The organism is Giesbergeria sp. (genome assembly GCF_028686475.1).
Taxonomy (GTDB): domain Bacteria; phylum Pseudomonadota; class Gammaproteobacteria; order Burkholderiales; family Burkholderiaceae_C; genus Simplicispira.
Map to the genome: position 1 here is coordinate 26,163 of NZ_JAQUCA010000006.1, position 14,531 is coordinate 40,693.

The window sequence follows — 14,531 nt, forward strand, 5'->3', positions numbered from 1 at the left end:
ATGGAAAAAATCAGAGTTTGAGCAGCACCGCGCCCCAAGTAAAGCCACCGCCTACGCCTTCGAGCAGCAGGGTTTGGCCTTTTTGCACCTGACCGGCGCGCACGGCGTGGTCTAGTGCCAGCGGAATCGAGGCCGCCGAGGTGTTGCCATGCTCTTGCACCGTCACCACGACTTTGTCCATGCCCATTTTGAGCTTGCGCGCCGTGCTTTGCATGATACGGATATTGGCTTGGTGCGGAATCAGCCAATCAATATCGGCTTCGGTCAGGTTGGCTTTGTGCAGCACCGTGCGGGCGGCACCTTCCAATAAACCCACCGCCAGCTTGAACACCGCTTGGCCGTCCATCGTCAGCAAGGGCAGGCCAGTCACTTGGCCGCCCGAAACATGGCCGGGCACGCACAAAATGCCCACATGTTTGCCATCGGCGTGGATGTCGGTGGACAAAATGCCCGGCTCCTCCGAGGCTTCTAGCACCACGGCCCCAGCGCCATCGCCAAACAGCACGCAGGTGGTGCGGTCTTGGAAATCCAACAGGCGGCTAAAAATTTCGGAACCCACCACCAGCGCCCGCGTGGCCGTGCCCGCGCGAATCATGGCATCGGCGACCGTGAGGGCATAGATAAAGCCGCTGCACACCGCCTGCACATCAAACGCCGGGCAACCGTGGGCACCGAGTTTGTGTTGCAAGATGGTGGCCGTGGACGGAAACACCATATCGGGCGTGGAGGTGGCCACAATAATCAGGTCAATGTCTTGGGCTTGCACCCCGGCAGCATCCAAGGCTTGGCGCGCGGCCTCTAGCGCCAAATCGCTGCTCACCACATCGGCATCAGCAAAGTGGCGCGCCCGGATGCCGGTGCGCTCGACAATCCATTGGTCTGAGCTTTCCACGCCACGGGCGGCCAAATCGGCCACTAAATCGGCGTTGGTTACGCGGCGCGGGGGCAGGTAGCTGCCCGTGCCGATAATGCGGGAGTAGGGTTTCATCAGTGTGCGCGTGAAACCTCGGCATTCATGCCGGGGAGGCAGAGCGCGGAACGCACAGCGTTCCTGGCTTGGGGCCTTGCCGGTTCACGTTTTGCGCTGTTGGCCCGGTTGAAGAAGTAGCCATAGCCATCACCACGCTGAATCACGCGACAATGTTTGTGGCTGATGCCTTGCACCACGACGGATTGTCCGTCTTGGTAGCTTTGGATGTTAAAAGAACCACTGGCTCGAATCGCCACACGACCGATGTGGATGCCAGCTTTGACCCCCGAGGGCACTTCGGCGCGTACCATGTCGCCAGTGCCAAAACCATGCACCCGTTTACGGCGCATGAGGTAGCCCCTTGGAAAGCCAAATTTGTTCAGCCTTGTGCGTTGGTAACTGCCTCGGCCTGTGGCTTTGAGTGTTAGCGTGGGGCATTGCCAGTTTTGCAGGACTTGCAGGGTTCCGACGCAAGCAGCATCGAGTGCATGGGTTTTCGGGATACCCAGCGTGCAACGGTTGAATTTGGTTTGACCACCCGAAGCCAGTTCGACCGGCAAGCCGGTGGCTTGCAGCGCATTCGCCAGCGCCCAGCGGGTAGCATTGACTGCTGCTGCATCACGCAGGGGCTTTTTCGCATCTGCGAGTATCTTGGCCAAGCGCTTGGGGTCTTTGGTCAAAAAATCTTCAATGCTACGCGCGGCTTTTTTCTGGTTGCAGCAGGCGCAAGCCAGCGTTAAGTTAGAAGCCCGATTGCTGCCGCCCTGCGCTTTGGGGTGGATGTGTTCGATTTGCAACGGAACGTCTTGGGCATCGCAATACGCGCACTGGCGGCCCCATTTTTCCAGCAGGTACTCGCGCAGTTCGTAGCCGAATAAAGTGCCTTGCTGGTATTCGATGCCCGAGATTTTCGGGTTTTGCAGGGCTTGCATATCAAAGCGCACCAGCTCAGAGCTGATGGCTTTAAGTGGTACCCAGCGTTGGATGCGTCGCACCCACGCCATGCAGGTATCGACCCGGTGTTGCAACGAGGGGGCCAGCCAACCTTCTTTTTGGTTGCCGCGATTGAGAAAACGCGGCGCACGGTGGCGCAACTGGTTTCTACGCCGACGGCGCATCTGGCGGCGAGCGGTTAAGGCTTCGGAAATTTGTCTGCCACGATGGATTAACTCCATCAAGTTCAGCACCACGGCAGTAACTTGCACTTCGCCGCTTTGCTGGTCAATGATTTCAGCATCGCGCACCAAAGCCAAGCCGGTAGTTTTGCTGCCGGGGTCGAGTTTCAAACGCAGTGGCTGAAAAGTGCAGGTATCCGCTGCACGGTCTGTAAGTCGAATCACCATCGGTACCAAGCGATGCACCCGCGCCCGGCCACGCGCCAGCAGCAGCCGGGCGCGCTTTTCGGTGCAGGGCATCAATGCCTTACCTTGGGAATCCAACACAAAAACTGCCACGTATCTCTCCATCTCTCCAAAAAAACGGCTGTCTTTCCAGCTAGTCAGCCCTTACGGGCTTAGTGAGGGACACCTTGCGATGTCGCTCCCCTCGGGAATGTTGGCAACCGGCTCCAGCTTTTACAAGCTGCGGTTTCAAGCTTCGGGCTTTTACCTTGGTCCAGCATGATTAAAACCTTGCAGAGCAGCAAACTGAGGAAGCATTTGCTGGTGCGTCTCAACGACCTGTTGTCAACGTAGCGGGCTGGTTACCGCTTTCCCTGGTCAACTTGGCTTAAATCCTTTCGGCTTCAAGCCCCATCCTTCAGGATGGGGTAATTGACGACTGAGACGCTGGCGTGGGTGCGCGCTCCGTAGTAGGGCTGGCTGGCAGCAAAAAAGGCGCTGCGTTGGCGATGCGGTGGCGTACCCGGTCCAGCAAGTTGTTGCGGGCAGCATCATACGCCCGGTTCAGGGCTTGGCCAAAGGCTACCTCATCAGCCGAGCCGTGGCTTTTGAACACCAAACCGCGCAAACCCAACAAAGCCGCGCCGTTGTAGCGGCGATGGTCTAAGCGCTTTTTGAAGGCCGACAACACCGGATAGGACATCAGTGCAGCCAACTTCGTCCAGGGGTTGCGGGCAAATTCTTGCTTGAGAAAGCTGCTGACCATGCTGGCCAGCCCTTCGCTGGTTTTGAGGGCCACATTGCCGACAAAGCCATCACAGACCACAATATCGGTCGTGCCTTTGAAGATGTCATTGCCCTCGACATTGCCAAAGAAACGGATGCTGCCCGCCTCACCCGCATGGCGCAGCAATTCACCGGCTTTTTTAATCACTTCGCTGCCTTTGATGGCCTCGGAGCCAATGTTGAGCAGCCCAACGGTAGGTTGTTCTTGGCCTTTGAGTACCGTGTCTAATGCCGAGCCCATGATGGCAAATTGCAGCAGGTGCAACTCGGTGCAATCGACATTCGCGCCCAAATCCAGCACCGTGGTGGAGCCACCCAAAGCATTGGGGATTTGGCCCGCAATCGCCGGACGGTCAATGCCATCCAGTGTTTTGAGGATGTAGCGGGCAATCGCCATCAGTGCGCCCGTATTACCTGCCGAAACGGCCGCTGCCGCCGTGCCTTCTTTCACCTGTTGAATTGCTACGCGCATGGAGGAATTTTTTTTGCGCCGCAAGGCAATCTCTACCGGGTCATCCATCGTTACCACTTCGCTGGCGTGGATGGCCTGCGCGCGCTCGTGGGTAAAGCTTTGTAAAGCCTCGGGCAGCCCCACCAGCAACAAACGCGCGTCAGGGTGCTCGTCCAGAAACCGGCGGCACGCCGCCAAAGTGACGCGGGGGCCGTGGTCACCCCCCATGCAATCGACAGCCAGAGTAATCATGGAACAAATGTGGGGCTGTTCATGCAGCCAGTTCAAGAAAGAAAGCAGCGGGAAAAGCAAAGGCCCGTGCTACAAAACAAGTAGCCACGGGCCTTTGGAGGTATGAAGGTCTGGATGCGGTCAGGCAGCAGATTTATTCTTCAGCACTTGGCGGCCACGGTAAAAGCCGTTGGGGCTGATGTGGTGGCGCAGGTGGATTTCGCCGGTGGTGGCTTCGACAGCAATGCCAGGCACGTTCAGGGCATTGTGCGAACGGTGCATACCGCGCTTGGAAGGGGATTTTTTGTTCTGTTGGACAGCCATGATGGGCTCCTGGTCTTAAAAAGGGGTTGGTAAAAACGCGAGAGGCCCATTCAAAAGACACGAGGTGGGATTCGCGCGAAGCCTAAGATTATAGCAAAGGCTTAATTTTGCCCTTTGGCAACGCGCAAACTGGCCAAAGCGGCAAAGGGATTGGGCTTTTCGGCGTTGGCCGCTTCAAAATCTTCGTCGCTGGAGGCCAGCGGCACCGATTCGGGGCACTCTTCATGGCGCGGCACGACCGGCAGGGCCATGAGCAGCTCGTCTTCTATCAGGGTGTGCAGGTCAAAATCTGGCTCTAGGGCCAACAGGTCTTCTTCAAACTCTTCGTCCAGCGCTTCGGCGGTGGCCTCGTCGGGCACAAAGCGAAACGAACGCTCTACCAGCAATGGCACATCGACCGGCCCCAAGCAGCGTTGGCACAGCATCGGGAAGGTGGCCTCGACCCGCAAATGCAGCCAAGGCTGGTGGCCGTTGCCGCCGTCCGAGAGCATCTCGGCGTCGGCTTGCCAGTCCACACGCAAATTCGGGTGCAGCAAGCCGTGGGCCTCTTCGGCCAAACGGGTGTATCTGAGCAGGGTTTCGTGGTTGGCTAAATGCCCACCGGCCTGTGCAAAGGCTTTGATGTCCAGTTTTTCGGGGTGAAAGGTCTTGCTCATGGTGTGCAGTGTAAGAGAATTACCACCATGCAAGCTTTTTTTCCCCTACAACGCCCACTGGTGCTGGGTTCGACTTCGCGTTACCGGCGCGAGCTGTTGCAACGTCTGCAATTGCCCTTTGATGTGGCCGCCCCCGAGGTGGATGAAACCCCACAACCCGGCGAAGCCCCTGCCGCACTGGCACAACGTTTGGCCTTGGCCAAAGCCCATGCGGTGGCCAGCTGCTACCCCGAAGCCGTGGTGATTGGCTCGGACCAAGTGGCCGATTTGGCGGGTCATGCGCTGGGCAAACCGGGCAACCACGAACGTGCCGTAACCCAACTGGGCATGATGAGCGGCCATACGGTGATTTTTCAAACCGCTGTGGCGGTGGTGTGCCATGCCACCGGCTTTGAACAGCTAGAGCTGGCCCCGGTGGAGGTGCGCTTTCGTACCTTATCCGAGGACGAAATTGAACGCTACCTGCGCGCCGAACAGCCCTACGACTGCGCGGGCAGTGCCAAGAGCGAAGGCTTGGGCATCAGCTTGCTCGATGCCATCCTCAGTGATGACCCCACGGCCCTGATTGGCCTGCCTTTGATTCGCACCTGCCGCCTGCTGCGTGCTGCCGGAATCATCTTGCCATGAGTGCGCCCATAGCAAACCAGCAGGGGCGCGGCAGCCTGTATTTGGTGCCTGCGCCCTTGGATTTTGGCTGTGCCAGCCAAGCCGCTTTAACCGACAGCCTGCCCACGGCCACGCTGGCCACCGCAGCGCGGCTGACGCATTGGGTGTGTGAAAACGCCAAAAGCACCCGCGCCTACCTGAAGCGGATAGAGGCCCTGCATCCCTTGGCGCAAGCACTGCAAGCACAACACATCATCGAGCTGCCGCGCGAAGCGCACAAAAAAGGCGACCACGGCGACAAGGGCAGCGCAGTATTTGATGCCCGCCCCCTGTTGGCCCCCGCTTTGGCTGGGCACGATATGGGGCTGGTCAGTGAGGCGGGGATGCCCGCTGTGGCCGACCCCGGTAGCTCGGTGGTGCGTGCCGCGCACGATTTGGGCCTGAACGTAGTGCCCTTGGTGGGGCCGGTATCGTTGTTGTTGGCGTTAGCAGCCAGTGGCTTGAATGGGCAAAACTTTGCTTTTGTCGGCTACCTGCCGCAAGATGCCGCCGAACGCACCCAGCGCATTCGCGCTTTAGAAAGTTTGGCGCTGCAAACCGGGCAAACCCAGTTGTTTATTGAAACCCCCTACCGCAATGCCGCGCTGTTGCAGGCTTTGCTGCACAGTTTGGGGCCAAATACCCGGCTGGCACTGGCCAGCGGCCTGACGCTGGCGCAGGCGCGCATCCAAAGCATGGCAGTGCGCCAATGGCGACAACACCCCGAAGCCCCCGACAAACACACCCCGGTGGTGTTTGCGATTGGCCGTTGACCACAGCTGCTACTACTGACTACTGTTAGTGGCTGTGCGCCATGCTACTGAGCAGCACCACTACGGCCATGCCTAGCAGCAGCCACGCAATTTGAGCGGCAGTTTCGCGGGCGGTGAGGCGCTTTTGCAGTTGCGGGATTAAATCGGCCAAGGCGACGTAAATAAAACTGCTAGAGGTCAAGGCCAAGAAATACGGCAACCAGTCTTGCAACTGTGCCAATAAAAAGTAGCCCAACAGGCCACCAATCGCCGTGACAGCCCCGGCCAAAGACACCTTGAGCAAGGCCATGCGGCGGCTGGCACTGCTTTGGCGCAACACGACCAAATCACCGATGTGGTGCGGTACTTCGTGCGCCAGTACCGCCACGGCAGCAATCAACCCCAAACGCATATCGGCCATAAAGGCCGAGGCAATCAATACACCATCGCCAAAGCAATGCACGCTGTCGCCAGTGAGGAGCGTCCAGCCGCCAGTGCGCGGCCCATGTGCGTGGGCATGGTGGCTATGCCCATGCTGGTGGTGGTGATGATGATTATCGTGGTGGTGCCGGTCTTCTGCGCCATGCTCGTGCCGGGCTGGGCTGTGTGCATGGCCCACTGGGTGGGGGCTGGGTGCGCCGTGGTTATGCTCATGGCCGTGGTGCCAAAGTTCGGCCTTGTCCAGCAAAAAGAAAAACACCAAGCCCACCAGCAGCACAGCAAACAAATCGTGCGCGCCCGCTTGGCTCTCAAAGGCTTCGGGCAGCAGGTGCATGAAGGAGGTGGCCAACAGCGCCCCCGCAGCCAAACTGAGCAGGTACTGTGGCCCCAAGCTGTCACTGCGCCCGCCAAAAGAGGTCCGCAATAACAGGGCCGCAATCCAGACACTGCCAATGCCAGTGACCAAGGTAGCCAGCAAAATAACCAACAACAGCATGGTTACAACACAGTACCAGTACCCTGGGGATTCGGGGCGTGCGCTTGCACCTGTTCTTTGAGCTTTTCGCTGGCATGGAAGGTCACGACACGCCGCGCCCGAATCGGTGCTGGCGCGCCAGTGCGCGGGTTGCGTCCCGGACGGGGTGACTTGCTACGCACCTGAAAATTGCCAAACCCTAGCAGCTTGACCTCTTGGCCCTCAATCAGCTGCTTGGCTATCAAGCCAAAAAAGGTATCGACTATTTCTTGGGCATCGCGCTTGTTAAGCACCACTTCTTGCTGCAACAGCTCGATCAGTTGGGCTTTGGTCAGCGCCGGACTGGCGCAGGGCTGGGAGGACATGGCATTACACCCGCAAGCGGGCTCCGGTTTGTTCAACCAATTTTGCCACCACAGCGGCCACGGCGGCCTCAATCTCGGCCTCGGTCAGGGTGGCTTCGCCACTGCCCAAGGTCAGGCGCACGGCCAGACTCTTCTCTCCAACGGCCAAGCCGGTCGCAGGTGCCACTTCAGCCCCTTTGACTGGCTTGGGACGATAGACATCGAACAACACCGCTTGGCGCAGCATCTCGGGCGCAACAGCCGATTCAATCGCCGCCATGAGCTGGGCATGGCTGACCTGTTCAGCCACCACCACGGCCACATCACGCTGCACTGGTTGGTGCTTGGGCACGGTTTTCAACTGGGGCACGTTGCGTTGCAACACCGCATCCAATTCCAACTCAAACACGATGGGCGCTTGGGGCAATTCCCACGATTGGCGCCACTGTGGGTGCAATTCGCCCACAAAACCAATCGCTTTGCCATCCAACGACACGCGGGCGCAACGGCCAGGGTGCATGGCGGGGTGGGTAGCAGGTTCAAATTGGGCCTTGAAAGGGGACAACAGGGCCTCGACATCGCCTTTCAGGTCGAAGAAGTCCACCGCTTGCTCTTTGCGGCCCCATTGCAGGCTATCGGCGGGGCCAAAAGCCAAGCCTGCTACCCGCATGGGCTGGTCAAAGCCTTGCACGGTGGTGTCGCTGTTGGGCACGGTGGCATCGCGCAAGAACACACGACCCAACTCAAACACGCGCACGCGCTCGGCGCGGCGGTCCACGTTGAATTTGAGCACCTGCAACAGTGAACCCAGCAAGGAGGAGCGCATCACGCCCATTTGGCTGGCAATTGGGTTGAGCAGCTTAATCGGCTGGGCGTTGCCTGCCAACTCGCGCTCCCAACGCTCATCCACAAAACTGAAGTTGATGGTTTCTTGGTAGCCCAGTGCAGCCAATTGGCGGCGCACCGCAAAGGCACTGCGGCGGTTTTCGGCGCGCAGTTTGGCGGTGATGGGGGCCAGTGGTGGCGTGGTGGGCAAGTGCTTGTAGCCCACCATGCGGGCGACTTCTTCAATCAGGTCTTCTTCGATAGTCAGGTCAAAGCGGTAGGAGGGCGGTGTGACGGTCAACACACCATCGCCCTCTTGCACTGGCAAACCCAAACCACGCAAGGCAGCGGCGCATTGTTGCTGCGTAACGGCCATGCCCAACACCTTGGCACAGCGGGCGACGCGCAAGGTAACCGCGCTGCGCTCAGGCAAGGTGGTTTGCTGGTCGTCGATGGGGCCAACCACGGTGTCGGGGGTACCACAAATTTCCAGCACCAATTGGGTGATGCGCTCGATATGCTCAACGGTATGTGCTGGGTCAACGCCGCGCTCAAAACGATGGCCCGCATCGGTAGAGAAGTTATAACGGCGCGAACGGCCCGCAATGGCTTTGGGCCACCAGAAGGCTGCCTCGATGTAGATGTGGCGCGTATCGTCCGACACCGCTGTGGCATCGCCGCCCATGATGCCCGCCAGCGATTCAACTTGGTGCTCATCGGCAATCACACCCACTTGGGCATCTACCGTCACGGTGTTGCCGTTGAGCAGCTTGAGCTGTTCGCCCGGCTGGCCCCAACGCACTTGCAGGCCCCCGTGGATTTTGTCCAAATCAAAAATATGCGAGGGGCGGCCCAACTCGAACATCACATAATTGGAGATGTCCACCAGCGGCGAGACGCTGCGCTGACCACAACGGGCCAGTTTATCCACCATCCACTGCGGCGTGGCAGCGCGGGTATTCACGTTACGCACAATGCGCCCGCTGAAGCGGCCACACAAATCGGGCGCTTGCACGGCCACGGGCAATTGGTCTGGGATGCCGACGGATACCGCCGGAAACTCCGGTTGCAGCAGCGGTGCGCCGGTCAGGGCCGAGAGTTCGCGCGCAATGCCATACACGCTCAAGCAGTGGGCCAAATTGGGGGTGAGCTTGAGCGTGAGCAGGGTATCGTCCAGCTTGAGGTACTGACGAATATCTTGGCCCACGGGGGCATCCAGCGGCAGCTCTAGCAGCCCGGCGCTGTCTTCCGAGATTTGCAACTCGCGCGCCGAACACAACATGCCTTGGCTTTCTACGCCACGCAGCTTGCCCAGCTTGATGCTGAAGGGCTTGCCATCTGCGCCGGGGGGCAGTTCGGCCCCCACCAAGGCGCAGGGGATTTTGATACCGACGCGGGCATTGGGCGCACCACAGACGATATTGAGCAGCGCGCCCTGTCCGGCATCCACTTGGCACACGCGCAGGCGGTCGGCATTCGGGTGCTGCACCGCCTCTTTAATCTCCCCGACCACAATGCGCGTGAACGGCGGTGCTACCGGCTGAAGCTCTTCGACTTCCAAACCAGCCATAGTCAGCGTTTCGGCCAGTTGGGCCGTGGTGAGCGGGGGGTTGCAAAATTCGCGCAACCAAGATTCAGGGAATTGCATAGTCAGACTCGGATACTTCAGGGGCCGGGCAGGGGAGCTGGAGGGGCTGGGTTCGCTTTATTGGAACTGCGACAAGAAACGGATATCGCCGTCAAAGAACAGGCGCAAATCATTCACGCCGTAGCGCAGCATGGTTAAACGGTCCATGCCCATGCCAAAGGCAAAGCCGATGTATTTTTCGGGGTCTAGGCCCATATTGCGTACCACGTTCGGATGCACTTGGCCCGAACCGGCCACTTCCAACCAACGGCCTGCCAAGGGGCCAGTTGGAAACTGAATGTCGATTTCGGCGCTAGGCTCGGTGAACGGAAAGAAGCTGGGGCGGAAACGCAGCACCAAATCATCACTTTCAAAAAAGGTGCGGCAAAAATCGGTAAAAACCACTTTCAGGTCTTTGAAGCTGACGTTCTCGCCAATCCACAAGCCTTCGCATTGGTGAAACATGGGCGAGTGCGTGGCATCGCTGTCCACACGGTAGGTGCGGCCCGGCACAATCACGCGGATTTCCGGCATGGACTGACCGGCATCCATCAGGTGACGGTACTGCTTGACGTGCTGCACCGCATGGCGCACCTGCACCGGGCTGGTGTGGGTACGTAGCAAATTAGGCGCTGTGGCCGAACCGCCTTCGACATAAAAAGTGTCGTGCATGGAGCGCGCGGGGTGGTCTTCGGGGGTGTTGAGCGCCGTGAAGTTGAACCAGTCGGCCTCAATTTCTGGGCCTTCGGCCACGTCAAAACCCATCGAGCCAAAAATGCCCTCAATGCGCTCTTGCGTCAGGGAGACGGGGTGCAAGCCCCCCATGCCGCGCTGGCGACCGGGCAGGCTCACATCCAACGCCTCGGCCTTGAGTTGGAGTTGCAACTCGACATCGGCCAGCGCTTGGCGGCGCGCGGTCAGGGCGGCTTCAATGGCTTGCTTGGCCAAGTTGATGGCCGCGCCGCGCGATTTTTTTTCTTCTACCGACAGCTGCGCCATGCCCTTCATCAGCTCGGTGATGCGTCCAGCTTTGCCCAAAAACTGCGCCTTGGCGTTTTCTAGCTCGGCGGGGGTGGCACTTTGCGCGAACAACTGCTGTGCGCTTTCGGCCAGAGAGTCCAACTCGTTCATGATTTTTGCTCTTGAAAAGGCACAAGGGCTAGTGCTTTTGCAAGCCTAGCCCTTGTGGTTAGTGCGCTCACAGCTACTGCGGGCAGTAGCTACGGCTATGAAACTCAAGCAGCCAGTTTGGCCTTGACTTGTTCCACGATGGCGCCAAAGGCGGCCTTGTCATGCACGGCCAAATCGGCCAGCATTTTGCGGTCAATTTCGATGGCGGCTTTTTTCAGGCCGTTGGCAAATTGGCTGTAGGTCAGGCCCAATTCACGCGCACCGGCGTTGATACGGGCAATCCACAATTGGCGGAAAACGCGCTTGCGGTTACGACGGTCACGGTAGGCGTATTGGCCGGCCTTCATCACCGCCTGTTTGGCGATGCGATAGACGTTACCACGACGACCACGGAAACCCTTGGCCAGTTTCAGAACTTTTTTGTGACGGGCATGGGCCGTTACACCACGTTTGACGCGAGGCATGTGTTTACTCCTTGTTCGTCAGTGAATTACAAGCCGCACTTGGGCAGCATCTGCGCCATGTGACCCATATTGGTCTCATGCACGGCAGCCACACCACGCAACTGGCGCTTGTTCTTGGTGGTCTTCTTGGTCAAAATGTGACGCTTGAAGGCATGGCCGCGCTTAACGGTACCACCTGGACGAACGCGAAAGCGCTTTTTAGCGCTGCTCTTGGTCTTCATTTTGGGCATGTGAATGCTCCTTTGATTGTGCTCGTGAGGCGTTTGCAAACCTTTGCAAACTTGTTGGCCCCGAGACACTTCTGATTGGCAGGCCCCAAGCCTGCCACAAAGGGCGCGCTAGGCGCGCCCTTTGGTTTCCTGCATTGGCCACCCACTGAGGGTAGCCAGTGCAGGCTATTGGGTTGAGTGGACAGCGTCTGCGCCGCCGTCGGCGGGCTTAGTGCCACCACCACCGGCTTTTTTGCGCGCCGGAGCAATCATCATGATCATCTGGCGGCCTTCTAGGCGCGGAAACTGCTCGACCAAGATGGTATCGGCCAAATCATCGCGCAGGCGATTGAGCAAGGCCAAGCCCAGTTCTTGGTGGGTGATTTCACGGCCACGAAAACGCAGCGTGATTTTGCATTTGTCACCGTCGGCCAAAAAGCGGCGAATGTTACGCAGCTTGATGTTGTAGTCGCCATCATCGGTACCGGGGCGGAACTTGACTTCCTTGATTTCGATGACCGTCTGCTTGGCTTTGGCCTCGGCAGCACGTTTTTGCTCTTGGTATTTGAATTTGCCGTAGTCCATCAGGCGGCACACCGGCGGGTTGGCCGTGGCGGCAATTTCTACCAAATCCACATCCAACTCGCCTGCCATACGCAGGGCTTCCATCAGGCTAACCACGCCCAGCGGCTCATTTTCAGGGCCGGACAGGCGCACCTCGGGGGCCATGATTTCACGGTTGAGGCGGTGCTTGCGCTCCTCACGGTGGCGACGATCACGAAATTCAGTAGCTATGGCTATCACCTTCAGTCTAAATGCTACGAAAAGCGTAGCTGCTTGCAAACAGACAACAAGAACTGCGCCGTGATGAAGTTGCTTAGAACCTCTATCACTGCTTGGTGGCAACGGCTTGGGTGATCAGCTCGATGAACGCATCGACCGACATGACACCTAAATCTTTATTACCCCGGGCGCGCACTGCGACTGTACCGGCTGCACGTTCTTTATCGCCAGCGACAAGAATAAACGGCAGCTTCTGCATGGAATGCTCGCGTATTTTATACGTAATCTTTTCATTACGAAGGTCTGTGATGACGCGCAGTGGCTGTTGGGGCAAGGCTTGTTGCAAACGGGCCACCACTTCGCGGCAATAATCGGCCTGATCGTCGGTGATGTTGAGTACCGCTACCTGCACTGGGGCCAGCCAAGTGGGCAGCGCACCGGCGTGTTCTTCAATCAAAATACCAATAAAGCGCTCTAGGCTGCCCACAATCGCGCGGTGCAAAATGACAGGGCGTTTGCGGCTGCCATCTTCGGCCACATACTCGGCATCGAGGCGCTCGCTCAGGTTAAAGTCCACCTGAATCGTGCCGCATTGCCATTCGCGGCCAATCGCGTCTTTGAGCGTGTATTCAATTTTGGGGCCGTAAAAAGCGCCATCGCCTTCGGAAATGACAAACTCGCAGCCCGAATGGCGCAGGCTGTCCATCAGCGCCTGCTCGGCCTTGTCCCACAACTCATCCGAGCCAATACGCGCCGCTGGCCGGGTCGAGACTTTGTACAAAATATGGGTAAAACCAAAATCGGCATAGACTTGCTTGAGCACCTGGGTGAAGGTGTCGCACTCGGGCAAAATTTGGTCTTCGGTGCAAAAAACGTGGCCATCGTCTTGCGTAAAGCCGCGCACGCGCATGATGCCATGCAGCCCGCCCGAAGGCTCGTTGCGGTGGCATTGGCCAAACTCGCCGTAGCGCAGCGGCAAATCGCGGTAGCTCTTGATGCCTTGCTTAAAAATCAGGATGTGGCCGGGACAGTTCATCGGCTTGAGCGCATAGTCGCGCTTTTCCGACTCGGTAATGAACATGTTGTCGCGGTACTTGTCCCAGTGGCCGGTTTTTTCCCACAGGGTTTTTTCTAAAATCTGCGGCCCTTTGACTTCTTGGTAGCCGTTTTGGCGATAAACACCGCGCATGTATTGCTCAACCTGCTGCCACAACGTCCAACCCTTGGGGTGCCAAAACACCAAACCGGGGGCGTGTTCGTCCATGTGGAACAAATCCAACTCGCGCCCCAGCTTGCGGTGGTCGCGCTTTTCGGCTTCTTCTAGGCGCGTTAGGTACTGTTGCAGCTCGTCTTTGCTCGTCCAAGCGGTGCCGTAGATGCGTTGCAGCATCTCGTTGCGGTGGTCGCCGCGCCAGTAGGCACCGGCCACCTTCATCAGCTTGAAGTGCTTGAGCTTGCCGGTGCTGGGCACATGCGGGCCACGGCACAGGTCTTCAAAGGCACCTTCGCGGTACAGGCTCACATCCTCGTTGCTGGGGATGCTGGCGATGAGTTCGGCCTTGTAATTTTCGCCCAAGCCTTTGAAGTAGGCCACGGCCTCGTCGCGTGGCAGCACGCGGCGCACGATAGGCTCATCCTTGTTGGCCAGTTCGCTCATTTTCTTTTCGATGGCGGCCAAGTCTTCAGGGGTGAACGGGCGCTTATAGGAAAAATCGTAATAAAAGCCGTTTTCCACCACCGGGCCAATCGTTACTTGGGCCTCGGGGAACAGCGTTTTGACGGCATAGGCCAACAAGTGGGCGCTGGAGTGGCGAATCACCTCTAGGCCATCGGCATCTTTGGCCGTAATGATGGCCAAGGGGCTGTCTTGGGTGATTTGGTAGCTGGTATCGACCACCTTGTCGCCGATTTTGCCCGCCAGCGCCGCCTTGGCCAGACCGGCACCAATCGAGGCGGCGACTTCGGCCACCGTCACTGGGCCGGGAAATTGACGTTGCGAACCGTCTGGGAGCGTGATGTTCAACATGGGACGATAGAAAAATAAAAACGCGGCTCTGGGGCCGCGCTAAAAACAAGA

Annotated in this window: 15 protein-coding genes; 2 read left to right on the plus strand and 13 right to left on the minus strand. The window is 58.5% G+C overall.

The features are described from left to right. Positions 1-10: 10 nt before the first annotated feature. From PHX60_RS05725 to PHX60_RS05745, 5 genes are all read right to left on the minus strand, one after another. Positions 11-988 (minus strand): beta-ketoacyl-ACP synthase III, encoded by a 978-nt coding sequence (locus tag PHX60_RS05725; protein WP_300075714.1) that lies wholly within the window; start codon positions 986-988, stop codon positions 11-13. Further along, on the minus strand, positions 988-2,424 hold the full coding sequence (iscB, locus tag PHX60_RS05730) for an RNA-guided endonuclease IscB (RefSeq protein ID WP_300075716.1): 1,437 nt from the start codon (positions 2,422-2,424) through the stop codon (positions 988-990). Before iscB ends, PHX60_RS05725 begins: the two co-directional genes overlap by 1 nt. Before the next feature lie 304 nt (positions 2,425-2,728). Beyond that, positions 2,729-3,799, minus strand: coding sequence for a phosphate acyltransferase PlsX (gene plsX, locus PHX60_RS05735; protein WP_300075718.1), 1,071 nt, complete (start codon positions 3,797-3,799; stop codon positions 2,729-2,731). A gap of 120 nt (positions 3,800-3,919) precedes the next feature. Continuing rightward, the gene (rpmF, locus tag PHX60_RS05740; RefSeq protein WP_091453782.1) at positions 3,920-4,102 is read right to left on the minus strand and encodes a 50S ribosomal protein L32; all 183 of its coding nucleotides are present in this window, start codon (positions 4,100-4,102) and stop codon (positions 3,920-3,922) included. 101 nt (positions 4,103-4,203) lie between these two features. Beyond that, complete coding sequence (locus PHX60_RS05745) at positions 4,204-4,758, minus strand: YceD family protein (protein ID WP_300075723.1); 555 nt, start codon at positions 4,756-4,758, stop codon at positions 4,204-4,206. Between the two features lie 27 nt (positions 4,759-4,785). Here PHX60_RS05745 and PHX60_RS05750 point away from each other — a divergent pair, with 27 nt between their 5' ends. Together PHX60_RS05750 and PHX60_RS05755 are read left to right on the plus strand one after the other, a co-directional pair. After that, positions 4,786-5,385, plus strand: a complete 600-nt coding sequence (locus tag PHX60_RS05750; protein ID WP_300075725.1) for a Maf family nucleotide pyrophosphatase — start codon at positions 4,786-4,788, stop codon at positions 5,383-5,385. Beyond that, entirely contained in the window at positions 5,382-6,176 is a 795-nt protein-coding gene (locus PHX60_RS05755) for an SAM-dependent methyltransferase (protein ID WP_300075726.1), read from the plus strand. The genes PHX60_RS05750 and PHX60_RS05755 overlap by 4 nt, the downstream gene beginning before the upstream one ends. A gap of 25 nt (positions 6,177-6,201) precedes the next feature. Here PHX60_RS05755 and PHX60_RS05760 read toward each other — a convergent pair whose 3' ends face one another. The 8 genes from PHX60_RS05760 to thrS form a co-directional block, all read right to left on the minus strand. Continuing rightward, complete coding sequence (locus PHX60_RS05760) at positions 6,202-7,092, minus strand: ZIP family metal transporter (protein WP_300075728.1); 891 nt, start codon at positions 7,090-7,092, stop codon at positions 6,202-6,204. A gap of 2 nt (positions 7,093-7,094) precedes the next feature. Beyond that, positions 7,095-7,436 (minus strand): integration host factor subunit alpha, encoded by a 342-nt coding sequence (locus PHX60_RS05765; protein WP_300075729.1) that lies wholly within the window; start codon positions 7,434-7,436, stop codon positions 7,095-7,097. A 4-nt stretch (positions 7,437-7,440) separates the two neighbouring features. After that, positions 7,441-9,888, minus strand: a complete 2,448-nt coding sequence (gene pheT / locus PHX60_RS05770) for a phenylalanine--tRNA ligase subunit beta (protein ID WP_300075731.1) — start codon at positions 9,886-9,888, stop codon at positions 7,441-7,443. Between the two features lie 57 nt (positions 9,889-9,945). After that, on the minus strand, positions 9,946-10,998 hold the full coding sequence (pheS, locus tag PHX60_RS05775; RefSeq protein ID WP_300075733.1) for a phenylalanine--tRNA ligase subunit alpha: 1,053 nt from the start codon (positions 10,996-10,998) through the stop codon (positions 9,946-9,948). 104 nt (positions 10,999-11,102) lie between these two features. Continuing rightward, on the minus strand, positions 11,103-11,462 hold the full coding sequence (gene rplT, locus PHX60_RS05780; RefSeq protein WP_300075735.1) for a 50S ribosomal protein L20: 360 nt from the start codon (positions 11,460-11,462) through the stop codon (positions 11,103-11,105). A gap of 26 nt (positions 11,463-11,488) precedes the next feature. Further along, positions 11,489-11,692, minus strand: a complete 204-nt coding sequence (gene rpmI / locus PHX60_RS05785; protein WP_091454045.1) for a 50S ribosomal protein L35 — start codon at positions 11,690-11,692, stop codon at positions 11,489-11,491. A 165-nt stretch (positions 11,693-11,857) separates the two neighbouring features. After that, the gene (infC, locus tag PHX60_RS05790; RefSeq protein WP_300075738.1) at positions 11,858-12,475 is read right to left on the minus strand and encodes a translation initiation factor IF-3; all 618 of its coding nucleotides are present in this window, start codon (positions 12,473-12,475) and stop codon (positions 11,858-11,860) included. Positions 12,476-12,560: 85 nt separating this feature from the next. Further along, positions 12,561-14,480, minus strand: coding sequence for a threonine--tRNA ligase (gene thrS, locus PHX60_RS05795; protein WP_300075740.1), 1,920 nt, complete (start codon positions 14,478-14,480; stop codon positions 12,561-12,563). Positions 14,481-14,531: the final 51 nt, after the last annotated feature.